This window comes from Paenibacillus paludis, assembly GCF_042610515.1.
GTDB lineage: Bacteria > Bacillota > Bacilli > Paenibacillales > Paenibacillaceae > Paenibacillus_AQ.
The window spans coordinates 22,204-46,832 of the sequence record NZ_JBGJZP010000002.1; the positions used below are offsets into that span (position 1 = coordinate 22,204).

The following is a 24,629-nucleotide window of genomic DNA, read 5'->3' on the forward strand; positions in this document are numbered from 1 at the left end:
GGTTAAGGGGTATATTCGTACATGTAATCCTGGTTGATTACCTGCTTTTCTTTCACTTCAGCCGGGAACATCGCTTCCGCCATGCGGATCGCCTTCAGCATCCCTTTTGCCTTGTTGAGGGTCTCCTCATATTCCTTCTCTGGAACAGAGTCCCAGACAATGCCCGCCCCGGCCTGCACATAAGCCCGGCCCTTGCGGAAGATAATGGTGCGGATCGTAATGCAGGAATCCATATTTCCGGAAAATCCGAGATAACCGATGGCTCCGGCATACGCGCCTCTTGCTTCGCGTTCCAGCTCCGAGATAATCTCCATAGCCCGCAGCTTCGGTGCACCGGAAACGGTGCCGGCAGGAAGGCAGGACAGGAAAGCGTCGAAGAAATCCTTGTTCTCGTCAAGCGTTCCGGATACGTTCGAAACCATGTGCATCACATGGGAGTATTTTTCAATTTCCATGAAGGAATCGCATTTGACGGTGCCGAACTTGGAGACCCGGCCCAAATCATTGCGCCCCAGATCGACCAGCATCAAATGTTCTGCCCGTTCCTTCTCATCATGCAGCAGTTCCTCAGCCAGCTCCCGGTCCTGTGCTTCATTCTCGCCTCTCGGACGGGTTCCGGCAATCGGGCGGGTCTTGACCCGGTCACCGTCTACCTTCACCAGCGCTTCGGGAGAAGTGCCGACAATGATCTCTTCATCCATCTTCAGATAATACATATATGGCGAAGGGTTCAATGTGCGCAGCATCCGGTACACATGGAGTGGCGATACTTCCGTTTCTATGTGCAGCCGCTGGGACAGCACCACCTGAAAAATATCCCCGGCCCGGATGTACTCCTTGGCCTGCTCCACATTGCCGATATATTGTTCCTTCGTCAGGTTAGAGTGGATCTGGCCCAGCTCGATATCCTGCGGTATACTGCGCCGGTTGACATTTTCCTTCGGTCCTTCCTTCTGCAGCTCTTCGGCCATAACCTCCAGCTTGCGGCTAAGCTCTTCATAGCCTGCGCGGATGTCCGAGTCCGTATCTCCGTCCTTGATGTGCAGATTGCCGACAAGCAGGATTTGCTGCTTCACATGATCAAAGACAATAATCCGGTCGCAGAACATAAAGCGGATGTCGTCCATATTCAGATCATCAACGGCATGTGCCGACAGCTTCTCGTAATACTGCAGCAGATCATAGCCGAAGAATCCGATGGCTCCGCCTGTAAAGGGAGGCATTTCTTCCAGCTTCGGGCTGCGGTAAGAGCGGAGCAGCGCTTTAAGCTCCTCGACCGGCTTGCCCAAGAGCCGTTTTTTCTCTCCGCCGACTTCAACGTGAATGATGCCTTTTTTGCCGGAGATCATGAGGAACGGATCACTGCCGATAAAGGAATAACGGGCCCATTGAATACCGCCCTCTACACTTTCCAGCAAAAATGCACGATCCTGTTCGGCAAAACGCTGGAACAGCCGGATCGGCGTCTCCATGTCGGCAAGCAGCCGCTTTACGACCGGAATTAAGTTATACTCCCGGGACAACGCCACTACTTCTTCGACTCTTGGGTTCGTCATTTGAAATACCTCCTTGGGATCTGATATTATGTCCGAAATACAGAAAAACCTCTACCGAAGTAGAGGTTTGTATAAGTGTAAGTATGTGAAAAAGCGCTCAGGACCGGCATTATGATCCATATATGCGGATATCTCCTATGTGGGAATAGACGGGTAGCGCTGTGAAACTCTACACCAAATTAATCCCAGAAGGGAATCACAAATAAATGGATTGCCTATACGAACTAAATCCTGCACTCAACTCAGCTATACTCATCTCATCTAAACTAAACTCTGCTTCACTCGGCTAACTCCACTATACATGATGATGCAGGTCATTGACAACCCCGCATCTGCAAATTATTACTTGCTCTGTGATAGATCCGGGCGAAGCTTCTGGGCTTCGTTCAGATACACATGGCGGATATCCCGCTGCGATTTATCGGTGTTGACCTGTACCATGAGGCGGATGCACTGTGGCAGGCTGCCCTTGACCGGGATCTCGACGGAACACATGAGCGGTACCATCTCCCAGCCTTCAATCTCACGGATTGCCCTTGCCGGGAAGGTAGCATCCAGATCAGCAGTCATCGTAATCCATACGCTGCAAATATCCTCTGCAATCACGTCATTGCGTTCGACGATTTCCCGCAACAGTACAACCGTTTCACGCAGGATCTCATTTTCCTCGTTTTTCGTTACGGTTGTTGCACCGCGTATCCCCCGGTTTACCATGGGCTTTCCTCCTTCTTAAGCTGCGCTATAACCTCACGAACAGATAATTGCTGCACATCATTGACAATACTGACCGAACCTATGGAATCTGGCACGATAAAGGTCATTTTGCCTTCTTTGAATTTCTTATCATGCATCATCGCCGCCATCAGTTCGTCCTCACCATATTGCGCCGGCAGTCTTACCGGCAAGGCGAGCGCCGACAGCATAGATACCGTGTCTTCATAAATGGACTTATCTTTGCCCAGTTTGGCCGCTAAAAGCGCCGATCCGGCCATTCCGATGGCAATCGCTTCCCCGTGCAGGAATACACCGTAACCCCCCACTGCCTCGATCGCATGCCCAATGGTATGCCCGAGGTTCAGTATGGCCCGCTGTCCATGCTCACGCTCATCATTGCCGATTACGGCAGCTTTGATCGCACAGCCCCGCTCGAGCGCATAACCAAGCGCTTCTACGTTCAACTCAAGCAGCTCTGCCGCATGATCACGGCACCAGTAGGCAAAATCCCTGTCCAGAATCAGGCCGTGTTTTATAACCTCGGCCAGCCCTGAAGAAATCTGGCGCGGCGGAAGCGTGCGGAGCGTGTCCAGATCATACAGCACCATAGACGGCTGATAGAAGGCGCCGATCATATTTTTGGCTAGCGGATGATTGACTGCCACCTTCCCTCCGACACTGCTGTCATGGGCAAGGATGGTTGTCGGAATCTGCAGGAAGCCGATACCGCGCATATAAGAAGCGGCCACAAAACCCGCCAGATCACCGACCACACCGCCACCGAGTGCCAGTACCGCCGAGCTGCGGTCCAGACCAGCCTGAATGGCCGTTGTGATAACCTCTTCATATACGGCCAGAGATTTGGAAGCCTCCCCGGCAGGGATAATATGGCTTACGACCGTATATCCCTGTGCCTGCAAGGAGCTTTCCACCGTGGCCAGAAAATGTGGGGCAACTTCACTGTCACTAACAACCAGCAGCGGACTGCGCAGTGGAAATCCGGCTTCCTGGCAGCGTTCACCGATACCCTGAAGCAAACCGCTGCCGATATGGATCGGATAAGAACGTTCTCCCAATTCTACAGTAATACTGCGCATAATCAGTAGCTCTCCAGTTGGGACAAGTAATTATTATAGTTGGCTCTGATTTCTTCCAGGGAATCACCGCCGAATTTATCCAGGAATGCCTTCGCGATCTCCCAAGCCACGACATTCTCCAGCACAACACAAGCTGCCGGAACAGCGCAGGCATCCGAACGCTCCACCTGCGCGGTGAAAGGCTCTTTGGTATCAATATCAACGCTTTGCAGCGGTTTGTAAAGTGTAGGTATCGGCTTCATCACTCCGCGGACAACAACCGGCATTCCGTTCGTCATGCCACCCTCAAAGCCGCCCAGCCGGTTGCTTGCCCGGTAGTAACCTCGTGAGGCTTCATACATAATTTCATCATGGACCTGTGAGCCGCGCAGTTCACCTGCCTCGAAACCAATACCGATTTCAACACCCTTGAAGGCATTGATCGACATTACCGCTCCGGCGATAGCTGCATCCAGCTTACGGTCGTATTGCACATAGCTTCCAAGACCGGTAGGCAATCCTTCAACGACGCATTCCACAATTCCACCGATGGAGTCGCCTTCCTCCTTGATCTTGTCTATGTAAGCTTCCATCTTCTGTTCGGTCTCTTTATCAACAACTCTCACAGAGGAGGCTTCGGTCAGCTCGATCAGTTCATCAATCGGAAGATTGTTGGCCGGTGCTTCAATCTCGCCGATCCGGATAACCTGTCCGGCAATCTTCACTCCGAAAGCGGCCAGCAGCTGCCGGGCCACAGCGCCTACGGCTACTCTTGCTGCCGTTTCACGGGCGCTGGAGCGTTCCAGCACATTCCGCAGGTCGGTAAGATTATATTTCAGTCCGCCGTTCAAATCCGCATGCCCTGGACGCGGCCGGTTCACCCGCCGCTTCTCTTCGTCGCTGCCGGGAATCGGTTCGATATTCATAATGTTCTTCCAGTGTGTCCAGTCTTTGTTCTCTACCACCAGCGCTACAGGAGCTCCTGTCGTAGAACCATGGCGTACACCGCCGACAATCTGTGCGGTATCTTTCTCGATTTGCATCCGGCGGCCACGGCCGTAGCCCTTCTGGCGCCGCTGCAATTGAAAATTGAGCTCTTCGAAATTAAGTGTCAAATTGCTGGGCAGTCCCTCAATAATTGCTGTAAGCTGGGGGCCGTGCGTTTCCCCCGCTGTTAAATAGCGTAAACTCATGCTGCGTTCCCCCTTCACACTTTTAAACTGTAAACCGCTAAAATCATAAATGTCTTTGCTCATTATAGTATAGGGAATCCGCTTTGACAAGAAAGGGATGGCCTCTAATCAGGTGCCCCGCATCCATAAAAGAACAGCGCCGCCATACTCTTCCGAGTAAAAGCGGCGCTGCTGAGCATCCGGGGTCAAGAGCCTCTGATCAGCCCCCGATCCTCCGGTTTGACGGAGGCAATGTCGTCTTGCTCTCCTCAAGCTGCAGCAGGCTTTGCAGCTGCAGCTCCTCAATGCCGAGAATCTGCCCGCATTCGCGGACGGTAAGAAAGCCGCGTCTGTACGCGGCAATGACCTTGCTTTTGTCCATCTGGATTTACGACCTTTCGCATAGCGTACGGGTATCTACTATTCAGTATCACTGAAAAGAAGCGAAAGTATACGTTTACCAGATCGGGCGGTGCAGCACTATTTCTTCCGGTAGAAGAACGTTTCCGTCGATTCAAAGCCATACTGCGCAGGTGTAAAGATTTGCTCCGTACTGCCCACGAACAAATATCCGCCCGGGCGCAGACTGTCCGAGAACTTATGATAGAGCTTATTCTTAGCCTCTTCTGTGAAATAGATCATCACATTCCGGCAAATGATCAGGTCAAACCCTTCGTCAAACTTATCAAGCAGCAGGTTCTGCTTGCGGAAATCAATACTTTTTTTGAGTGACTCGCTGACCTTGAACACCGGTCCCTCCGGCGCGAAATAACGGGCGGCTACATCTTTTGGCACGTCCTTTAAGGATCGTTCCAAGTAGAGGCCCTGCTTTGCTTTGGCCAGAGCGCCATCATCGATGTCAGTAGCCAGAATACCGGTCTGGGAAAGAAGATTTTTGTCGGATAAAATCATCGCCAGCGTATATGGCTCTTCCCCGGTGGAGCAGGCGGCACTCCATAGCTTCAACCGGCGTCCCGAGCGCTGCAAATCAGGCAGAATGACATCCCGCAGTACTTCCCAGCGGTTCGGATTGCGCCAGAACTCCGAGACATTAATCGTCATCCGGTCCAGAAATTCATAAAATAAAGCCTTGTCCTTCATCATTGCGGCATAAAAATCTTGAAATGAATGATAGCCGTTCTTCATCCGCAGCGTAGTTAAACGCCGTTTCATCTGTGCTTCCTTGTACTGGGCGAGATCGATTCCGGTACTTTGCTTGACGTTATGGATAAACCCGGTGTAATCCGGATCTGCTGCTTCAATCTGTTCACGTTCTGCCATATGACTTCTTCTGCCTCCCGCCTGTTGTTACATCCATGCCTGGATGTCTTTGTTGTAGTGAGCCAGTTCATTCGGAGCAAAGAAATTGGCAATTTCACGTTCAGCGCTTTCCGGTGAATCCGATCCATGAATAAGGTTAAGCGGTGTATGGCTGGCAAAATCGCCGCGGATTGTACCCGGCAACGCTTCGCCTACCTTGGTCTTCCCTATCAGCAGACGGGACAGCGCCACTACATCATCGCCTTCCCACACCATGGCAAACACAGGACCGGAGGTGATAAAGCCCACAAGTTCAGGAAAGAAATCTTTACCTTCGTGTTCTGCGTAGTGCTTCTTGGCCTGTGCTTCTGTGACAGTAATCAGCTTCGCGGCAATCAGCTTAAATCCTTTGTCCTCCAGGCGGGCGACAATACGCCCGATCAATCCGCGTTGTACTCCGTCCGGCTTGATCATCAGATACGTTTTTTCCATAGAGTCACTCTCCATTTTTATGAATAGGTTAGTACATCGCTGCGAATTCAAGTGGTATATTTTCTGATATTATCAGAAACCCGGTCATCTGTGAACGCTTATATTTCAAAGAGGAGCGAAGTCTAATAGGCTCTGCCTGTTACAAAAAATGCAATATCCCGCAGATTGCGCTTTGTTTTGTTGTTTGGAAGCTCATCCAGCGCCGCCAGTGCTTTGGCTATATAGCGTGAAGCCAACTCCTCTGCGCGGGCAATACCTTCTCCTGACAGGATCAGATCAATGGCCCGGCCCACACTGCGCTGCCCTTCACGGATAAGCTTCAGCTCCTCCAGCAGCGAATCGCGAAGCCGGTCGTCCTCAAGGCTGTAGATCACGGGAAGTGTAATGTTTCCCTGGCGCATATCGCTGCCCGGAGGTTTGCCGATTTGCTTCTCCGTTCCGGAAAGATCGAGCAGATCATCACGGATCTGAAACGCCATACCGACGTTGTATCCGTAATTATAGAGCAGCCGGGCTGTCTCCGGCTCCGCATCAGCGGCCAGCGCGCCCAGCTGGCAGCTGATCGCGATGAGCAAGGCTGTCTTGGGGCGGATCCGCCGCAAATAGTGGCGCACACTCTGCTCGCTGTTGAAGAAATCACGGATCTGCTCCATTTCTCCGATGGACATTTCCACCATCGCCTTGGAGAGGATTTGGTGGATGCGGGGATTTTTCAGCTCCGAAGTCATAACGAGCGCTTTCGCATAAATATAGTCCCCGGTGTACATGGCGATCTTGTCGCCCCACTTCGCTTTGACAGTAAGCTCTCCACGCCGCAGCTCTGCATCGTCGATCACATCATCGTGAACGAGCGAAGCACTATGTATGAGCTCAAGCGGGATAGCTACACGCTTCAGCTTCTCCAGATCATATTGGCCAAACTTGCCGCCCATCAGCACGAATACTGGACGCAGACGTTTGCCGCCCGCCTTCAGCAGATGCAGGGAAGTCTCTGTCAGCAGACCATCATCGCCTTGAACGCTGCGGTACAGCTCTTTTTCGATCAGATCCATATCCTTGTTCAGCAAACCGAATATTTGCATTCGTTTCATTCTTTCACCCGTGTCAGCAGATTGTGGCTCCAAAGCTCCATCTTCACTTCCTGCGGCAGCAGGCCCATTTCATAGGCGTAGCGGAAATAGAGGTTCAGACCTTCCTGCTGCCTTTCCCCAAAGTCATAACATAAATTACGGAAATATCCTTCCCAGTAAGCAGCCGTTCCGCCGATAGCCAAACACGCCTCCCGAATAACTGGCGCGAGTTCGCGGATTCCGCGTCTTTTACTTTCCGTAAAGGCCTCGGCAATCTCGGCAATCGCTTTAGGCTTACTGTTCGCTGCCTCCCGGTTTACCGCCCAGACGGCATAGGTCATGCTGAGTCCAGTCCACTCATTCCACAGTTCACCCAGATCAGTAACGATGTAGCCCTGATTCTGCCACGAGGCTCTGATCGCATTGTCGCCGATTAAGAGACAGGCGTCCGCCTGATCCATCATGTGATCCAGATCAGGCTCTGCACTGATATATTCCGGTTTGCCATGAACGGCCTTCTCCATCAGAATCTTCAGCAGATTCACCGATGTTGCGGAGGTATTAGTTACGGCAATCCTGGCGTTTCCAAGCTGCTGAACAGGCATCCGAGAGAACAGCAGAATTGATTTGACCGGTCCCTCCGAACTGACGGATAGATCCGGAAGCAGCAGCAGACGGTCACTGGCTGCTGCATAGGCAAAGGAAGACAATGCACCTACGTGGATGGTGCCCTCAGCCATGCCCTGATTAAGAATGGCAGGCACTTCACTCACCATCTCTGCAGGATAACTTAACGAAGAGGGGTGAAAATTGTGAAATACCGGCCATGAGTTGGTATAGCTGATTTTACCGATAACGGTATGCTGCGAATTGACCATCCCTCATTCCCCCCATCTGCGAAATAAAGTGTGCTCAATGTTAAAGCTGTCCAGCACCTTGCCCACCATAAAGTTAATCAGATCATCCATGCTGACCGGGCCAAAATAAAAGGCCGGCATTGCCGGGATCAGCTTGACGCCCAGCCGGGACAGCTTCAGCATATTTTCCAGGTGAATGGCATGCAGCGGTGTCTCCCGGGGGACGAGGACCAAGGGGCGCCCTTCCTTCAGCATGACATCGGCAGCCCTTGTCATCAAATTATCGGAGCTGCCATGCGCCACAGCAGACAGTGTACCCATGGAGCAAGGCATAATAATCATCCCTTCCGTGCGGAAGGAGCCGCTGGCGATCGATGCCCCGATGTCCTGTACTTTATGATAAAGCAGAGAACCGGGATAGCCGCTGAACTTTTCGTTCAGAAAGCCTTCCCGGTCGGAGGCGGCAAAGCCAAGCTCCTCTTTAAAAACACGCCAGCCCGCATTGCTCACAACGAGATGGACCGTATACCCCAATGAAAGCAGGGTTTCCGTCAGACGAACGCCGTAAATACCTCCGCTCGCTCCGGTAATTCCTACAACGAAATTTTCAGGCTTCTGCTCTGTCATTTGTAAAACTGCACCACCAGGTCAATCAAAGTAAATGAGAACACCACGATGCTCAGCACCCCGTTCATGGTAAAGAACGCAGTCTGCAAGCGGCTTAAGTCACTTGGAGACACAATGTGATGCTCATAAAAAAGAATGATGTAAGCAATCAGCATCCCTGCTACATACCACCAGCTTAAATCGGTGATAAAAAGGAGCGAAACGAATCCGATGCCCGTAAGAAAGTGAAACACCTTCGCAATGTCCAGCGCCCGCGGAACACCAAAGCGGACTGGAATGGAGTAAAGGCCTTCCTTCGTATCAAATTCAACATCCTGACAGGAATAGATAATATCAAAACCCGCAGTCCAAAACACAATCGTGAAATAAAAGATCATGGCTGTCCAGTCCACAGTGCCCGTGACGGCAACCCAGCCCCCAAGCGGAGCCAAGGCGATGGTTAGCCCGAGTATCAGATGGCAGGCCCATGTGAATCGCTTCGTGAAGGAATAAAAAACAAGGAGAAAAACAGCAATCGGCAGCAGTTTCGCCGACAAGGGATTAAGCTTGAAAGCAGCCCAGAATAGTAAAAAGAATGAGATCCCAATAAAGATTATTACTTCTCCAACCTTCAGCAGCCCTGCGGGAATCGCTCTTCCTGCGGTCCGCGGATTCTTGGCGTCGCTGATCCGGTCAATCAGCCGGTTCAGGCCCATGGCCGCGCTGCGGGCGCCAAACATGGCAATAACAACCCAGCCGATCTGGGCCCAGGAAGGGAGTGTGCCGAACATGACAACTGAACCGAGCAATGCGCCCATAAATGCGAAGGGTAATGCAAAAACAGTATGTTCAAACTTGATCATTTGCAGAAAAACGCCGACTTTTTTAAACATTACAGTTCTCCTTGAGCCCAATATGTAATGCTGCGATGCCGCCGGTCAAGGGATAGGATTCCACTTGCTCAAGACCGGTTTCACGGAAAATCACCGCAAGCTGCTCTCTGTCCGGAAATAGGGCCAATGATTCGGGAAGCCATTTATATTGCTCGTATCTTTTGGCAAACAGTTTCCCAAGGAGCGGAAGTACACGCTGAAAATAAAAATAATAAATGCCTTTGAACGGCTGTTTCATCGGCTTGGAAAGCTCGAGGCAGACAACCATTCCTCCCGGCTTCACTACACGCTTCATTTCGTTCAACACTTGAACGAGATCAGGCACATTGCGAAGTCCGAAGCCTATCGTCGCATAATCAAAGCTGTTGTCACCGAAAGGCAGGTCCATCGCATTGCCCTGGACCAGTGAAATGCGGTCCTGCAGTTTGCGCTCTTCCACCTTGCGGCGGCCTACCTCCAGCATGCCTGCACTGAAATCAAGCCCGATAACACTTCCGGTCTGGCTGGCATCAGCCAAGGCAATACTCCAGTCACAGGTACCGCAGCACAAGTCTACAGCGGAATCGCCGCGCTTCATGCCCATCTTGCGCATCGTGAACTTTCGCCACGCTTTATGGCGGCGGAAGCTTAGAATATCATTCATCAGGTCATATTTGCCGGCTATGCTCTCAAATACGGAGTGTACAAATTGTTCCTTTGGTTTGACGCCCTGGTCCCCCAAAGCTGATGTTTTCTCTATAGTCATTCTCTACCCCTCCACGGCCGCTTGTCCGGAAATTTTCGTCTGCAGGAGAAAGTGGTCAAGCGCGGAGCTAAGCTCGCTGATCAGGTGCTCGTCCTTAATGTCTTTCAGCAGTCCCTGTATGGACTGGAGCGACCCATGCAGCTTGTCGGTCAGCAGGGAATCGCATTTATATTTCAGCTTGAGCTTCTTCCAATCCTTCAGATCGAGATTCTGCTCATCCAGCAGCTGCCGCTCTTCTTCTGTGGCTAATTCCATCACCTTCCAGTAACAATAGCCTTCCCGGGCACTTGCCGGATTACCAGACCGCCGCAGTTCCAGACATAAGGTCTCGCAGTGGCTGAATTCAGCCAGCAGCTTCTCCCACAACTGTGTGAGCGACTCCTCAATCATCGGTGTAAAAGAAAGGAACAGCCGCATATTGAGCTGTACCGTGTGCCGCAGGTATTGTTCAGCGGAGAGCAGCATCCCCTTCATTTTGCCGTAAAGATGGGCTTTCATCACGTTAAAGTCGGCAATGGCCGTACTTAAGATGCCCACCATCTCGATCTGTTCACGTTTCGCAAGCAAATGGTAAAACCAGCTGCTGAAGTAATCGCCGGCCAGCACCTTGAGCTGACGGGAACGCATCTGGTCTCCCCCCGGTTCTTCAAGGGATATATCGATGTTCTCATGCGTATCAAGGCCTAGCTGCACAAGTGCTGTTACCAGAGTATACAGCTCACCGTTTTGCGCACCGTCCGGGGTGCCGTGATTCAGAAAAATATATAACAAATGACCACGCCCATCGGAAAACGGCGGTAATTCCGTATGCCGCTGAATCATATCGTAGTCGGTGTAAGGTTTAGCAAGTTGTGGTATGCGGTACGGTTTCATTTCAGCCTCCGAAGCCATTGACGTTATGACATTATCTTTGTTCACAATCTTGTCTATTATATCACATGTTTTTTTGTCACGCACTCTAGGGCGTTCTAGTTTCATTTACCCACATCAGGGATAAATGAACTGTCTTTTCCACAGCTCGCTTTCACGAATACGGAAGCCTTTCTTGAGCGCATCTGGCAGCGGATCATTCCCGGACGCCTCCAGCTTCTGCTGCAGTTGAAGCGACCACTCCATGCGTCTGATATCCCCGGCAAGCAAAAGTCGGCGGGTGTCCAGCCATTTGTCCTCGGCAACGATGCGCAGGAGCAGCTGATCGACATTCTCCGTGTCTTGGAAAGCAAAGGAGATCGCCTGAGCCATATTCTGATATAGTTCCTTGGGCTCGTGGTTATTGCCGGTTACCTTCAGATCCAGTGACAAGACGCTCTGATCAAAGTCTACGCTATCGATGGACAGGGTAAAGGGGATTCCGTTCAGTATATCTACAAGATTATCATTATCGAGAATCGTATTTGCACCGCTGAAGGTTTCCACTACTCCCTGCTGCCTCTGCAAGGAAGGTTCGAGTTCCGCCAGCTGCGGCAGAATTACGGCAGAAGCCGTGGTCACGAGCAATACAGTTCCGATTAGCCAGCCCCGGTTCATGACCTGCCCCCTTATCCATAATTTCCGCCTTGCCGTGCGTTTATACGATCCTGCAGACTTGCCTATACTTAGTTATATTTTGAAAAAAAGCAGGCTATGCCTGCTTTTCAGCTTTCGCTCTCCAGTTGTCCGTGTTTGCTCCATATTTCCGCCTTGCCGCGGATTTTCATAGCTGAGGTATGATCGGTGAATTGAGCGATCAGCACCTCGCCTTTGTCCAGCTTCTCCGTGTGGTGAAAGCGCGTATCCAGTCCTCTGGTAAGCCCGATTACCTGAACGCCGTTCTCTTTGGCCTTCACCACGATGTACTCGCTGCCTGACGGTGCAGGGCTAACGCCATTATTCTTCTCGGTCATTTTTGATCCTCCTAAAAGTTTTGTGAGCATTTACTTCCTAGAAATTTCTTCGTACAAAACTGGCTTCGGAAGCGTTCGCTTAATTTTGTGTGAGTATACGCTTTCTCTACGCAATTGCGGATAAAGATTGCAAAAACAAATGCCGCCTTGGAGGGCGGCATAGTTGTAACTCGGAAGACTATAGGATCGATATGTAGAAATCTCTATTTGATTCCGTCTTTCAGCGCCTTACCGGGTTTGAATGCCGGTACTTTGCTTGAAGGAATTTCGATTTCTTCACCAGTTTGCGGGTTGCGGCCTTTACGTGCGGAACGTTCGCGCACTTCAAAGTTTCCGAATCCAACCAGTTGTACTTTATCGCCGCTTTGCAGAGCACCTGTGATCGCTTCGAAAACGGCATCTACCGCTTTAGTAGCATCTTTCTTGGGAAGTTCAGTTGCTTCTGTTACTACGTTGATCAAATCTGATTTATTCATGTCTTCTCACCTCCCTGGGTAAATTTCCGGTATCATACACTGTTTCCGTTTCAACGCAAAATATACGTGATAATCCCGTTTATTGCTAGATACTGGCGCCCTTCTTCCTAGAAGCGCAACAAACTTATAGTAATACAGCCCATCCATAATTTCAAGGCGTTCCTCAAAAAAGGAGCAGAAAGTATCTACTAAACCCTCAATAAGGCCGAAAATGAGAGACTATTAATGGCAGAAATTCCTATTAACCATAAAGTAGAGAAGCATTTCCGTATAAAAAGAGTGCAGAGGGGAATTCATCGGATGTCATCTGCCCCCACTCCGGCATAACAAAAAGAGAGCCGGAAATCCCTGCTCTCTTTTTGTTATGAAGTATGCCTTACAAAATGATGGCGATCAGGCCGCCTGAACCCTCGTTGATGATCCGTCCAAGTGTTTCCTGCAGCTTGTAGCGGGCATTATCCGGCATCATGGCAATTTTTCCCTGAATCCCTTCGCGCACAATCGAATGCAGCGAGCGGCCAAAAATGTCCGACTCCCAAATCTTGATCGGGTCATTCTCAAAGTCCTGCATCAGATAGCGCACCAGCTCTTCGCTCTGTTTCTCCGTGCCGATGATCGGCGAGAACTCCGATTCCACATCCACGCGGATCATATGAATCGAAGGTGCTGTCGCCTTCAGGCGAACCCCGAAACGCGAGCCCTGGCGGATCAGCTCCGGCTCATCGAGAGCCATTTCCGCGAGTGAAGGAGCGGCTATCCCGTAGCCGGTTGTTTTGACCATTTCCAGTGCTTCGGAGAAGCGGTCATACTCGCGTTTGGCATGGGAGAAGTCCTGCATCAGCTGCAGCAGATGATCTTTTCCGCGGATTTCAACCCCTACCACTTCCATCAGAACCTGATCATACAGTTCTTCCGGCGCATACAGGTCAATCTCGGCCACACCTTGGCCCATGTTCATTCCGCTAAGCCCTGCTTTATCGATGAAATCATATTCCGTAAACTGGGAGACCAGCCGGTCAACATCACGCAGGCGGCGGATGTCTTTCACGGTATCGCGGACGGAATTCTCATAGCTGCTGCGCAGCCAGTGATTTTCGCCCAGCACCATCACCCAGCTAGGCAGGTTCACATTGACCTCATGGACCGGGAATTCGTACAGCACTTCGCGCAGCACACCGGTCACATCGTCTTCCGTCATATTCGCAGCACTAAGCGTCATAACTGGAATATCATATTTAAGAGCCAGCTCACTGCGCAGCTGCTGTGCCTCTTCACTGCGCGGCCGGGTGGAGTTGATCACAAGCACAAACGGCTTGCCTACTTCCTTCAGCTCCGCAATGACCCGCTCTTCGGAATCAATATAAGAGTTCCGCGGGATTTCAGCAATCGTGCCGTCTGTAGTCACAACTACACCCAGCGTGGAATGCTCCTGAATCACCTTACGTGTGCCAATTTCCGCCGCTTCCTGGAAAGGAATTGGTTCCTCAAACCAAGGAGTGGAGATCATGCGAGGGCCGTTCTCATCCTCATACCCTTTTGCACCCTCCACAGCATATCCTACACAGTCGACCAGCCGGACATTCACTTCCAGCCCTTCCGCAACCTTGATCTGCACCGCGTTGTTCGGTACAAATTTCGGCTCAGTTGTCATAATGGTTTTGCCCGCTGCACTTTGCGGAAGTTCATCCACTGCCCTTACCCGATCTGCCTCGCTGGTGATGTTCGGCAAGACAATCGTCTCCATGAAGCGTTTGATGAACGTCGATTTCCCCGTGCGAACCGCGCCGACGACGCCAAGATAAATGTCTCCGCCGGTACGCTCGGCAATGTCCTTGAAAATATCCACTTTTTCCAAAAGAGATCCCCTCCTCATATTACTCCGAAGAAAAAATGCCTGAAGAGCATCGACTTCGCGTTCCGCCGGCAATCTGACCCTTGCAGGACATCCACCGGACTTTCGTATGTCCGCCCGAAGCCTAGCTGCTGCTTAAGGGCGGAACACTTTTGCCCCGCGCTAAACTCCGAATGCTCGGACATGCATTTGGACTAGTATCATCATATGTATCCGGAACGGATTTATGACCCGCAGCTGCACAATTTGTATAGTAATTTGCGAAATGAGGTTCTGCACCCCCGCAGGGCGTCACGACGCCCGGAAGTCTTCTCATCAATCATATGAGGGCGGAGTAGCAAGTAGAACTACCTCTCTCCTTTCATGTGGCCGCTGCCGCAGAAGCACCGGAAAACACAAAAAAACAGCCCCAGAATAACTTCTGGAACTGCTGTCGGCTGGAAACGGTCTATGGACTGTCCGGAGGCTGAGGAACTGGCTGCCCATTAATCCACAAATACGGCAAAGATTTCACCGGTACATAATAAGAAGCCTGCTCCAGCTCAATCCGCAGATCCTGATTGGCCGCAGGAGTTGCGCCTTCCTTGTCGATGGCAGACATAATATCAAAGCTGTAATCGACATACACGTCACCGTTCTTGTCCATGATAAACTCCAGCGGCTGTCCGGAATAGACGCTCTTCAGCGTTATAGACGCCGTTCCCGCCTTTTTGGAATCAATGGTGAAGAAGCCCGGATACCGTTCCTCCCCTGCCGGGAGTGCGCCTCCATGCGCTGATTTGTAGCGGTTGACCTGGCGGGAGACATCATTTACCTTCTGCACGGTAACGAGATCCATCAGCTTTACGGTAGGATCACTTTCTTCGTCCAAGATAAGAAAATAGGCGCTGCCGCCCTTCTCAAAGGCAGCAGCCGGAATTTCATCCAAATATCCTTTTTGGCGCAGCTTCTCCAAATCAATTACGAATTTCTCATAGCGTGGAGTAGACTCCTCGCTATTCAGGATCGGCAGCAGACCTTCCTCCTGCTGATAATCATCCACTGCCGCCTGGACCCGCTTGACACTCTCGCGGAAATTGCCCGCAGGCTGGTTCTGTTCTCCGCGGTACATACAGCCCGTGAGAACAAAGAGCAGCAAGCTTATTCCCAGCAGCAAGCCCATTCTGATTCCGGATGTCTTCAGCCCATCTGTGAAAAGCACTCCGTCCGCCCCTTTCTGCTCCAGCATTCTCCGAAAGTTACTTCACAAGCTTACCACAGCCCGTCCTCTTCTCCACGACGCGCTGCTTCCAGTCTGCGCCGCACTGCGGCTTTGAGCGGGTCCTCGGGAACTTCGACGCTCAAATCGTTCCAGACGGCTGCCTGGCACGCCAGACGGACGCCTGAATCCAGCAAGCCGCCAAGCTTCCGCCGCTCGGCATCCCCCGGCGGCCGAAGGGCAGCAGCCTCTTCCTGTGGGACCGTCACCTTGCACATCAGGCAACCGGCTTTGCCGCCGCAGCGGGTAGGCAGGACCACTCCCGCTTTGCGCGCAGCTTCTAGCAGGGTTACCCCGTGCTGCACTACTGTTTTTCGTCCTTCAGGCTGGAAGGTGACAGTCCATCCTTTTTGTGGCTTCATGACATAGCTTCCTTCCTTTGCTTCTTGTTAAATCTGTATCGACGTCGACACTCCGAGCAGTTTCTCCAGCTGCAGCCCAAAGGCTTCATCCAGTCCATTCTCCAGAACTAGCTGCTGAAGCAGTGGTAAATGACCAGCCAGATTGACTTTCATAAAATTGGCAATAGCACTGCACCGCTCCACCCTGCACCGCAGCAGGTTAAACACCAGCTCGTGAGCCGCAGGCATGAGGCGCATTAAGCCGATACCGTTAAAATCCTGGATGAATGCATGCGGCAGAAGCTGCTGAACATCCACGGCATACCGGCGCGTGCCGGAGCCGATCTGAAAACCGCATACCAGTTCTACCCTCGCAGCTCCGATACGGTAGCGGCTGCGCAGCGAATAGCAGCCTCCGCTATAATCTTCTTCCGGACCTCCGTCCACCGAATATCCGCTCAGAGCCGAATGAAGTACTTCGGCATCCTCCAGATCGGCGTAGAGGTCGATGTCGCGCGGCGGGGCACTCAGCTGCACTCCGTGCAGCAGAAGCCCGCAGCTTCCTCCCAGCAGCCATACAGGCGGCTTCTCCAGCCAGCTCAGGCTTAACACCTCGCATATAGAGGCTAGTGCTTCCAATATGTAGGGAATTCCCGAATCTGCCATCTACTCACGTCCTATTCCTGCAAAAAAGTCCAGCGATTCTTCCAAGAACCTTCTGCCTGAATTTAATGTAAATGCTTACATAATTGAAGCGGCTCCACCCAACAGCCCGATCAGCATAATGACAAAAGCAACTATTGATAATATAGCTCTCAGCAGGCCTTTTGTCTTGCTGCGCGCAAAGGTTATCAGAAATACGGACAATCCCATTACCAGAATCGCTATTAGCGACAACCACATTTTCGTCATCGGATCCATGGACAAACCGCCTCCATCCGGCAATATTTGATTGCGACTATTATATCATGAAGACTACGGCATGAAACCTACTAAGTCTAAGGGCTCAAAAAAAAGAGCAAAAGATCACAGAATCAGGACTGATTCCGGATCATTTGCTCTTTGCTCCGCGAAGAGTAATGCTATTTTTTTAGCATCATTTTCATTAAAGACTCCATGGTGCCCGAATTCGCGCCGCCTTTTTTGACAGCGTTGATGATATCCTGCACCGTAGCCTCGCTGACCGGTACCTTCGCCATTGATGACACCTGCTTAATTAACTGGCGGAGCTGGGCTTCATTCTGCATTGTTCCCGGTTTAACCGTACTGGCCAGCTTTTGGACGGCACCTGGTGTGATGTTTTTGCCCGCTTTTTTATTGATGGCGTTCAATGCATCCTTGGAAAAATCTTTGCTCACTTTTCATCCCTCCTCCGTCAATCCCCATTACAACATATGAGGATCCCCGTCAAAAGGTGAACGTGATCAGGAATGCCACTGCTCCCAAGTTTCCTGCGAGATCGTTTCCATCTCCGTCTTGCGGTCGCGTCCCATCAGGGCCTCAACGGCGCTGCGAGGCGTTTTGCCTTTGAACAGCACATGATAGATCTGATCAGTGATCGGCATCTGCACGCCCAGCTTAAGCGAAATAGCGTATGCGGCTTCCGTGGTGCGTATCCCTTCAACGACCATGCCCATAGACTCCAGCACTTCAGAGAGCGGTTTCCCTTGGCCAAGCAACGAACCTGCTCGCCAGTTGCGGCTATGCTGGCTCGTTGCTGTTACCACAAGGTCACCGAGTCCAGCCAGACCAGCAAAGGTCAGCGGATTGGCACCCAGCTCGACACCGACGCGGGAAATCTCGGCAAGACCGCGGGTGAGCAATGCCGCCTTGGCATTATCGCCAAAGCCCAGACCGTCAGACAGACCTGCCCCAAGCGCTATGATATTCTTCAGTGCTCCGGCAAGTTCAACGCCTACCTGATCTCGATTGGTGTACACACGGAAATCATTGTTGATAAATAAACTTTGTGCTTCTGTAGCGCGTCTGTCGTCCGGTGATGCTACCACAACCGTTGTAGGACACAGGCGCACCACCTCTTCGGCGTGGCTAGGTCCGGACAAAACGACCACCTGGCCTTCATCACAGCCCAGCTCCTCGGAAATGACGGTGGACATCCGTTTCATGGATTCCGTCTCAAAGCCCTTTGTAGCATGTACACAGAGCATATCTTCTTTCCAGAAAGGTTTGAGGCTGCGGGCGACCTGGCGCATTCCGGAGGACGGGGCAACAATAACCACCGCCTTGGAACCGGTGACCGCTGTCTCCATATCAGTAGTTGCAATGATATTAGCGGGCAAAGAAATCCCGGGCAAGAAATGGTCATTCGTGTGAGCCTCATTAATCTCGGCAGCCTGTCCGGACCTGCGTGTCCATAGATAAACCTCCGAGTGGTTAGCCGCCAGCACAGTAGCCAGCGCAGTTCCCCAACTGCCCGCGACCAGCACGGTTACTTTATCAGACAACGCGATTCCCCTCCTTGACTTTAGCGCCGATTTTATTCTCTCTTCCCTGGGAGATCTTCACAATATTGCTGCGGTGCCGCCAGAAAGCGAAAACTGCAATGATAAGGCTTCCCCACAATTCAGGTGTTGTAAATTCGGTAAACAGCAGGAATACCGGGGTAAGCGCGACAAAAATCAGGGAGCCCAGCGACACAAAGCGGGTAATAACGATTGCCAGAATGGCAATGATCCCTGCAATCAGCGCAGGCCAAAAACAAAGCGTAGCCATTACGCCAATTGTAGTCGCAATGCCCTTCCCGCCGCGAAAGTGAAAGTAGAGCGGCCAATTATGCCCGATGATGGCTGCGACCCCGCAAGCCACCGCGATCCAGGTTCCCCAGCCGCCAGCCCAGGTTCCGAGCCAAACTGCGGCAATTCCCTTCAGTACGTCCAGAACCAGCACCAGTATTGCCGGTCCTTTCCCCATCACTCGCAGCGTATTGGTCGCTCCAGCATTGCCGCTTCCGTATTGACGGATATCAATACCTTTGAGCAGCCGGGCGAGCAATACACTGAAGCTGACAGAGCCAAGCAAATAGCTTACAACGATCACCAGAAGTTCAAACGCCACTACTCTTCTCCCCTAACCTTCGTTTTCGGATTTGCGCCGTGTAAATAGACGGATTGGTGTTCCTTCAAAATTGAACGCCGCGCGGATTTTGTTCTCCAGGTATCGTTCATAGGAGAAGTGCATCAGCGAAGGGTCATTGACGAATACCACAATCGTCGGCGGCTTGACAGCAACCTGAGTGACATAATTGATGCGCAGGCGCCGTCCTTTATCCGTTGGCGGAGGATTAATGGCCACAGCATCGGACACCACATCGTTGACCAAATGCGTCGTAATCCGCAGAGCATGCTGCTGGGCGACATGCTGCACCACCGGCAGCAGCTTCTGCAGACGCTGTTTCGTTAATGCGGACAAGAACACTACAGGTGCGTAGCTCATGAACAGGAAGTGATCACGGATTTTGGTCTCAAAGTTCTGCATCGTCTTGTCATCCTTCTCGACGGCATCCCATTTGTTGACCACAAAGATCGAAGCTTTCCCGGCATCATGAGCATAACCGGCAATATGCTTATCCTGATCGATAATGCCTTCTTCGCCGTTGATTACCACCAGAACAACATCAGCCCGCTCAATGGCCCGCATTGCGCGCATCACGCTGTATTTTTCCGTGGTTTCATATACTTTGCCGCGTTTGCGCATACCCGCAGTATCGATCAGAACATAGCGCTGCCCGTCCCGTTCAAAAGGAGTATCAATGGCATCGCGTGTAGTCCCTGCGACATCGCTGACAATTACGCGTTCTTCACCCAAAATGGCGTTGACCAAAGAAGATTTACCTACATTCGGCCGGCCGATCAGGGCGACACGAATCACATCTTCGTCGTATTCCTCTTCAGTTGGCTCTGGAAGCTTCTCGGTTACCGCATCCAGCAAATCGCCGATTCCGGTACCATGGCTGCCGGAGATGCCGATAGGATCGCCGATTCCAAGGGTGTAAAATTCATAAATGTCATCCGTGCGCTTCATATTGTCCACTTTATTGATTGCAAGCACGACCGGTTTGCCGGAACGGAAAAGAATTTGTGCCACTTCTTCATCCGAATTGGTCAGTCCGCTTTTCGCCTCGCACATAAAGACGATGACATCCGCTTCCTCAATCGCCAGCTCCGCCTGAACACGGATTGATTTCAGAATCGCGTCTTCACCATCAATTTCAATCCCTCCGGTATCAATTACACTGAAGGATTTGCCGTTCCAATCTGAAACGCCATAAATCCGGTCGCGTGTAATCCCCGGTTTATCTTCTACAATGGCCAGTCTATCGCCAATCAGCCTGTTAAATATCGTCGATTTTCCGACGTTAGGCCTTCCTACGATGGCCACAACGGGTCTTGCCATATTCATTCCTCCTGTCGTCCTTACGTAACTCATCATAGCAAAAAACAATAAAATTGGCTAACCAGCTTGTACCTTGCCCCTTTTGGACTTACATGCCTGTAAAAACACAATCGGCGAACCCTCTTATCGAGGGCTCGCCGATTACTTTACCCGGTATGACAATCTAAAGGATTAGTTGTTACCCTTGAATTTGTCCAGCTTGTCGCCGAAGCGTTCAGCAAGCGTGAAGCTGAGTCCTTCGTTGCTGAGCGATACGTTAGGATTGTTCAGCACTTCTTTAGGAGCTCTGTCTCTGCTGTTGCTGCGTTCCGGTCTTGCTGTAGGAGCCGGAGCTTCTTCGGTTTCTTTGATGCTCAGGCTGACGCGTTTCTCGGATGGATTGAAGTCAAGCACTTTCACTTGTACTTCTTGTCCTTCTTTGAGCACTTCATGCGGAGTACCGATGTGCTTGTGGGAGATTTGCGAGATATGCACAAGGCCTTCCACGCCTGGAAGCAGTTCAACAAACGCGCCGAAGTTTACAAGGCGTTTTACTTCGCCTGTAACTACATCGCCAATGTTGATTTTACCGGCTGCAGAATCCCAAGGACCTGGAGCAGCAGCTTTGATGCTGAGGCTGATTTTGCCTTTTTCAGGATCAACCTTAAGCACTTTTACGCGAACCTTGTCGCCTTCGGAAACAACATCGGAAGGTTTTTCGACATGGTTCCAAGCGATTTCGGATACGTGAACCAATCCGTCAACGCCGCCCACATCAACAAATGCGCCGAATTGTGTCAGACGTTGCACAGTACCTTCGATGATTTGTCCTTCGGACAGCTCAGCCATAATCTTCAATTTGTTGGCTTCGAATTCTTCTTCCAGCACTTCTTTGGCGGAAAGAATAACCTTGCTGTTCTCACGGTCCAGTTCTTTCACTTTCACGCGTAGAGTGCGGCCTTTGTAGTCGCTGAAATCTTCTACAAAGTGACGTTCAACCATGGAAGCCGGAATAAATCCGCGCGCGCCGACATCAGCTACGAGGCCGCCTTTGACAACGTCAGCCACAGTAACATCGAACGCTTCCTGGGAAGCAAAATACTTCTCCAGATCTTCCCATGATTTCTCGCTGTCAATTGCACGTTTGGAGAGAACCAGGCTTTCCTTGTTGTCGTTGATGCTGACAACTTTGCATTCCACTTCTTGTCCAACTTCTACTGCTGCTGCAGCGTTGTCCAGTTGTACAGAAGACAATTCGCGAATAGGAATAACGCCGTCGTATTTATATCCAATGCTTACATAAGCTTGGTTATCTTCGATTTTGACGATTGTTCCTTTCACGGTATCGCCTTTTTTCAACGAAATGATTTCCAAACCTTCTTGGCTTGTCACTTCTTCTTCGTTACCTACAGCGGATTCCACTGTTTCTGTTGCTTCCACGGCTTCGTTGTTCTCAACATTAGCCGCAGCTTCCTGATTTCTAGTTTCTTCAGACATGTGATTACCCTCCTCGATTCAAAACCCCATTTATTTAAACCCGCGTAGAGCAGAGTTCAAAACAAGCATTACCTAAATATCACTTACATTTTTAAGTTAGTATGTTCCAAAAAATAGCGGTTATGCCGTTATTCCTCAGCATCTGCAAAAAGCGGCGTGATTCAACGTTTATCTTGCACTGGGCCTGCCGGTCTTGGCCATCTCATGAATCCGTCCCATAATTACATCAGTGACTTCTTCAAGAGACTCGCTTCCCTTTCCATCAAACGAACTGAGGTCAATGGGAGCCCCATAAATGACAGTCATCCGGCGAAAGGGCTTGTAAGATCCGACGATAGCGGCCGGAACAACTGCTGCACCGCTGCGAAGCGCAAAACTCGCTGCGCCCTTCTTAGCCACACCGGAATCAGAGTTTCGTGTCCCTTCCGGAAAGATGCCCATAACATGTCCGCTGCGAAGCGTATTAAGGGCTGTTTTGATGGATTCTTTGCTTACGCCGCCACGTTTCACCGGAAAAGCGCCCAACTTATTAATGAGCCAGCCTAGCACAGGAACCTTGAACAGCTCTGCTTTGGCCATATACTTTACCTGGCGGTTCAGCTTAATGCCGATCGTCATTGGATCAAGCAGGCTGATGTGATTGGCGCAGAGCAGCACCCCGCCCTCCTTCGGCACATTCTCTTTCCCGACAATCTTCAGCGGGAACAGGATGGCATAAATCAAGCGAAGCAACCCACAGCAAATGGCATAAATCATGAATGATTTCTCTCCCCGTCAACATGAGATCTGCAGTGGGAGACAATGGCTTCCACGGCTTGCCTGATATCCATAAAGGTCGTGTCAAGAAGAATGGCATCTTCTGCACGGCGCAGCGGTGAAATCTCCCGTCCTTCATCAAGACGGTCACGGGCTGCAATATCGTGTTCAAGCTGCTGGAGAGTTATTGTTTCCGTTTCCTTCAGCTCTTTGTAACGGCGGAGAGCCCGTTCCTCCACACTTGCCGTCATGAAAATCTTCACTTCGGCATCCGGCAGCACGGTCGTACCGATATCGCGGCCATCCATTACGACCCCCTTGCGAAGCGCCATCTGACGCTGCAAATGACTGAGTCTGGATCTAACGCCCTCGATCTTCGAATACTGCGACACCTGGCCGCTAACCTGGAGACTGCGGATATGCGGGGTTACGTCCTCCCCATTGATCAGCACCTTCTGGATGTCCTGCTCCGGAATAAGCTCAATCACCATATCGCGGACCCTTTGATCCACTGATTCATGATCTTCCGGCGGAATGCCTCTGCGGAGCATATCCCAGGTAATGGCCCGGTACATTGCACCCGTATCAACATAAATGTAAGACAACTTCTGGGCTACCAATCGGGCTACAGTGCTCTTGCCTGCCCCGGCAGGTCCGTCGATGGCGACGTTGATTCTGTCGTAAGTATGTGTCCCCTGCCTAACCAACGGGGCATTCCTCCTCAAACACGCTTTCATTAAGAAATACGTCCACCGACGTATCTCTAGGAACTTGATGATCTTATCAAGAAAAAAGCAGGCATTGCCTGCGACTTATAAAATTATACCACAGTTTATACCTCAGTGCAAAATGGCATAGCATTAATTCAGCATAAAAAAGGCTATTTTGATGCCCTTCCCGGGCGTTCAGGCGACCTAACATTAACGGTCGCGGAAATCAAACTGGCGTTCGAAGCAGTAGCGGATTATTTTTTGACGCTCGGAATCCGTGATGGCGGCAAACTTTAACATGACTAGATTACGCCCGCTTTCCAGCTGCTTTATCCGCACAACCTCACCTTCAAAGTTCACATGCTCGGTGCTGCCGTTTCGGTAAGGGACCAGCAGCCAACAGAACAGTTTGTCTCCCACCTCCACCTTTACTTTGGGATCACTGAGAAAAGAAGCTCCTCCTCCTCCGATATCATCGGTCCGTACCAGAAAACGGCTGCCCAGCGAATCCTTCACCGCCAGTTCAAGCTCGGCATTTACACGGAAGAAGCTGCGGCGCTGTATTTTGAAGATGGCATCCGTTTCCGGTTTGCGCACCCGGACCATCCGGATAACATCCTCTTTAAAGCCGAGTACATGCGTGTTGAAGTAATTTTTGATTCCGCCTTCGGTAAGAAAATATACAGAGAGCTCGTCCCCTATAAACAGCTTTTTCAGCCGCCCGTTGCTGGCCTGCATTGGAATTTCAATCAGCAAGGCCTCATCTTCCATATCTGCAATTCTGGATCTATATTCTAGTTCTGCTTCAGCCGCATCACTGGAAGCAATCTGTATGTATAGATATTCGTTAATTTTGGGATACAATCATGTCACCGCCACAGAGTTAGTAATAAATTCTTCATAATTATAGCATGGCCGTTTGCCCTCCGGTTAGAAATATTATTGCACAGCAGAAAGAAAAAAAAGAGGCGGCATCCCCTAAAGGAACCGCCCCTCCCTCCCCTATCCCGTGTAGACAGGCTT

29 protein-coding genes are annotated in these 24,629 nt (G+C 51.0%); all 29 read right to left on the reverse strand.

Annotated elements, in window-relative coordinates; translation table 11 throughout:
• Positions 1-2: 2 nt before the first annotated feature.
• Positions 3-1,556, reverse strand: coding sequence for an anthranilate synthase component I (trpE, locus tag ACAN56_RS03410; protein WP_341379140.1), 1,554 nt, complete (start codon positions 1,554-1,556; stop codon positions 3-5).
• Positions 1,557-1,898: 342 nt separating this feature from the next.
• Complete coding sequence (gene aroH, locus ACAN56_RS03415) at positions 1,899-2,270, reverse strand: chorismate mutase (RefSeq protein ID WP_076109855.1); 372 nt, start codon at positions 2,268-2,270, stop codon at positions 1,899-1,901.
• Positions 2,264-3,367, reverse strand: coding sequence for a 3-dehydroquinate synthase (gene aroB, locus ACAN56_RS03420; protein WP_379140484.1), 1,104 nt, complete (start codon positions 3,365-3,367; stop codon positions 2,264-2,266). The genes aroH and aroB overlap by 7 nt, the downstream gene beginning before the upstream one ends.
• A gap of 2 nt (positions 3,368-3,369) precedes the next feature.
• On the reverse strand, positions 3,370-4,539 hold the full coding sequence (gene aroC, locus ACAN56_RS03425; RefSeq protein WP_038594501.1) for a chorismate synthase: 1,170 nt from the start codon (positions 4,537-4,539) through the stop codon (positions 3,370-3,372).
• A 199-nt stretch (positions 4,540-4,738) separates the two neighbouring features.
• Positions 4,739-4,900, reverse strand: a complete 162-nt coding sequence (locus tag ACAN56_RS03430) for a hypothetical protein (RefSeq protein WP_179091700.1) — start codon at positions 4,898-4,900, stop codon at positions 4,739-4,741.
• A 98-nt stretch (positions 4,901-4,998) separates the two neighbouring features.
• The gene (locus tag ACAN56_RS03435; protein WP_038594503.1) at positions 4,999-5,799 is read right to left on the reverse strand and encodes a CheR family methyltransferase; all 801 of its coding nucleotides are present in this window, start codon (positions 5,797-5,799) and stop codon (positions 4,999-5,001) included.
• Between the two features lie 27 nt (positions 5,800-5,826).
• The gene (gene ndk, locus ACAN56_RS03440; RefSeq protein WP_076109858.1) at positions 5,827-6,270 is read right to left on the reverse strand and encodes a nucleoside-diphosphate kinase; all 444 of its coding nucleotides are present in this window, start codon (positions 6,268-6,270) and stop codon (positions 5,827-5,829) included.
• 122 nt (positions 6,271-6,392) lie between these two features.
• On the reverse strand, positions 6,393-7,361 hold the full coding sequence (locus tag ACAN56_RS03445) for a polyprenyl synthetase family protein (protein WP_379140488.1): 969 nt from the start codon (positions 7,359-7,361) through the stop codon (positions 6,393-6,395).
• On the reverse strand, positions 7,358-8,218 hold the full coding sequence (locus ACAN56_RS03450; protein WP_379140490.1) for a menaquinone biosynthetic enzyme MqnA/MqnD family protein: 861 nt from the start codon (positions 8,216-8,218) through the stop codon (positions 7,358-7,360). The genes ACAN56_RS03445 and ACAN56_RS03450 overlap by 4 nt, the downstream gene beginning before the upstream one ends.
• A 3-nt stretch (positions 8,219-8,221) precedes the next feature.
• The gene (locus tag ACAN56_RS03455; RefSeq protein ID WP_379140492.1) at positions 8,222-8,824 is read right to left on the reverse strand and encodes a UbiX family flavin prenyltransferase; all 603 of its coding nucleotides are present in this window, start codon (positions 8,822-8,824) and stop codon (positions 8,222-8,224) included.
• Positions 8,821-9,696 carry a UbiA-like polyprenyltransferase gene (locus ACAN56_RS03460; RefSeq protein ID WP_341094520.1) on the reverse strand — a complete coding sequence of 292 codons (876 nt, stop codon included), beginning with the start codon at positions 9,694-9,696 and terminating at the stop codon, positions 8,821-8,823. Before ACAN56_RS03460 ends, ACAN56_RS03455 begins: the two co-directional genes overlap by 4 nt.
• Positions 9,689-10,441 (reverse strand): demethylmenaquinone methyltransferase, encoded by a 753-nt coding sequence (locus tag ACAN56_RS03465; protein WP_038594516.1) that lies wholly within the window; start codon positions 10,439-10,441, stop codon positions 9,689-9,691. Before ACAN56_RS03465 ends, ACAN56_RS03460 begins: the two co-directional genes overlap by 8 nt.
• 3 nt (positions 10,442-10,444) lie before the next feature.
• Positions 10,445-11,314 (reverse strand): heptaprenyl diphosphate synthase component 1, encoded by an 870-nt coding sequence (locus ACAN56_RS03470; protein ID WP_076109860.1) that lies wholly within the window; start codon positions 11,312-11,314, stop codon positions 10,445-10,447.
• Positions 11,315-11,428: 114 nt separating this feature from the next.
• Positions 11,429-11,968 (reverse strand): hypothetical protein, encoded by a 540-nt coding sequence (locus tag ACAN56_RS03475; protein WP_379140495.1) that lies wholly within the window; start codon positions 11,966-11,968, stop codon positions 11,429-11,431.
• A gap of 107 nt (positions 11,969-12,075) precedes the next feature.
• Positions 12,076-12,324, reverse strand: coding sequence for a trp RNA-binding attenuation protein MtrB (mtrB, locus tag ACAN56_RS03480; RefSeq protein ID WP_038594522.1), 249 nt, complete (start codon positions 12,322-12,324; stop codon positions 12,076-12,078).
• 203 nt (positions 12,325-12,527) lie between these two features.
• Entirely contained in the window at positions 12,528-12,800 is a 273-nt protein-coding gene (locus ACAN56_RS03485; protein WP_019909963.1) for an HU family DNA-binding protein, read from the reverse strand.
• A gap of 376 nt (positions 12,801-13,176) precedes the next feature.
• The gene (gene spoIVA / locus ACAN56_RS03490) at positions 13,177-14,655 is read right to left on the reverse strand and encodes a stage IV sporulation protein A (protein WP_038594524.1); all 1,479 of its coding nucleotides are present in this window, start codon (positions 14,653-14,655) and stop codon (positions 13,177-13,179) included.
• Positions 14,656-15,100: 445 nt separating this feature from the next.
• Entirely contained in the window at positions 15,101-15,880 is a 780-nt protein-coding gene (locus ACAN56_RS03495) for a DUF3939 domain-containing protein (RefSeq protein WP_379140499.1), read from the reverse strand.
• Between the two features lie 23 nt (positions 15,881-15,903).
• Complete coding sequence (locus tag ACAN56_RS03500; protein WP_342436235.1) at positions 15,904-16,272, reverse strand: 2Fe-2S iron-sulfur cluster-binding protein; 369 nt, start codon at positions 16,270-16,272, stop codon at positions 15,904-15,906.
• A gap of 27 nt (positions 16,273-16,299) precedes the next feature.
• The gene (locus ACAN56_RS03505; protein WP_379140501.1) at positions 16,300-16,917 is read right to left on the reverse strand and encodes a hypothetical protein; all 618 of its coding nucleotides are present in this window, start codon (positions 16,915-16,917) and stop codon (positions 16,300-16,302) included.
• A 75-nt stretch (positions 16,918-16,992) separates the two neighbouring features.
• On the reverse strand, positions 16,993-17,172 hold the full coding sequence (locus ACAN56_RS03510; protein ID WP_038594528.1) for a DUF2768 family protein: 180 nt from the start codon (positions 17,170-17,172) through the stop codon (positions 16,993-16,995).
• A gap of 161 nt (positions 17,173-17,333) precedes the next feature.
• Positions 17,334-17,609 (reverse strand): stage VI sporulation protein F, encoded by a 276-nt coding sequence (locus ACAN56_RS03515; protein ID WP_038594530.1) that lies wholly within the window; start codon positions 17,607-17,609, stop codon positions 17,334-17,336.
• A gap of 66 nt (positions 17,610-17,675) precedes the next feature.
• On the reverse strand, positions 17,676-18,716 hold the full coding sequence (locus ACAN56_RS03520) for an NAD(P)H-dependent glycerol-3-phosphate dehydrogenase (protein WP_379140504.1): 1,041 nt from the start codon (positions 18,714-18,716) through the stop codon (positions 17,676-17,678).
• Positions 18,709-19,326, reverse strand: a complete 618-nt coding sequence (gene plsY, locus ACAN56_RS03525) for a glycerol-3-phosphate 1-O-acyltransferase PlsY (protein ID WP_038594534.1) — start codon at positions 19,324-19,326, stop codon at positions 18,709-18,711. Before plsY ends, ACAN56_RS03520 begins: the two co-directional genes overlap by 8 nt.
• Positions 19,327-19,338: 12 nt before the next feature.
• Positions 19,339-20,664, reverse strand: coding sequence for a ribosome biogenesis GTPase Der (gene der / locus ACAN56_RS03530; RefSeq protein WP_342436238.1), 1,326 nt, complete (start codon positions 20,662-20,664; stop codon positions 19,339-19,341).
• Between the two features lie 171 nt (positions 20,665-20,835).
• The gene (gene rpsA / locus ACAN56_RS03535; protein WP_076109867.1) at positions 20,836-22,140 is read right to left on the reverse strand and encodes a 30S ribosomal protein S1; all 1,305 of its coding nucleotides are present in this window, start codon (positions 22,138-22,140) and stop codon (positions 20,836-20,838) included.
• Between the two features lie 168 nt (positions 22,141-22,308).
• Positions 22,309-22,896, reverse strand: coding sequence for a lysophospholipid acyltransferase family protein (locus ACAN56_RS03540; RefSeq protein ID WP_038594540.1), 588 nt, complete (start codon positions 22,894-22,896; stop codon positions 22,309-22,311).
• Entirely contained in the window at positions 22,893-23,603 is a 711-nt protein-coding gene (cmk, locus tag ACAN56_RS03545; protein ID WP_342436240.1) for a (d)CMP kinase, read from the reverse strand. The genes ACAN56_RS03540 and cmk overlap by 4 nt, the downstream gene beginning before the upstream one ends.
• Before the next feature lie 213 nt (positions 23,604-23,816).
• Entirely contained in the window at positions 23,817-24,470 is a 654-nt protein-coding gene (locus ACAN56_RS03550) for a flagellar brake protein (RefSeq protein ID WP_038594544.1), read from the reverse strand.
• Positions 24,471-24,629: the final 159 nt, after the last annotated feature.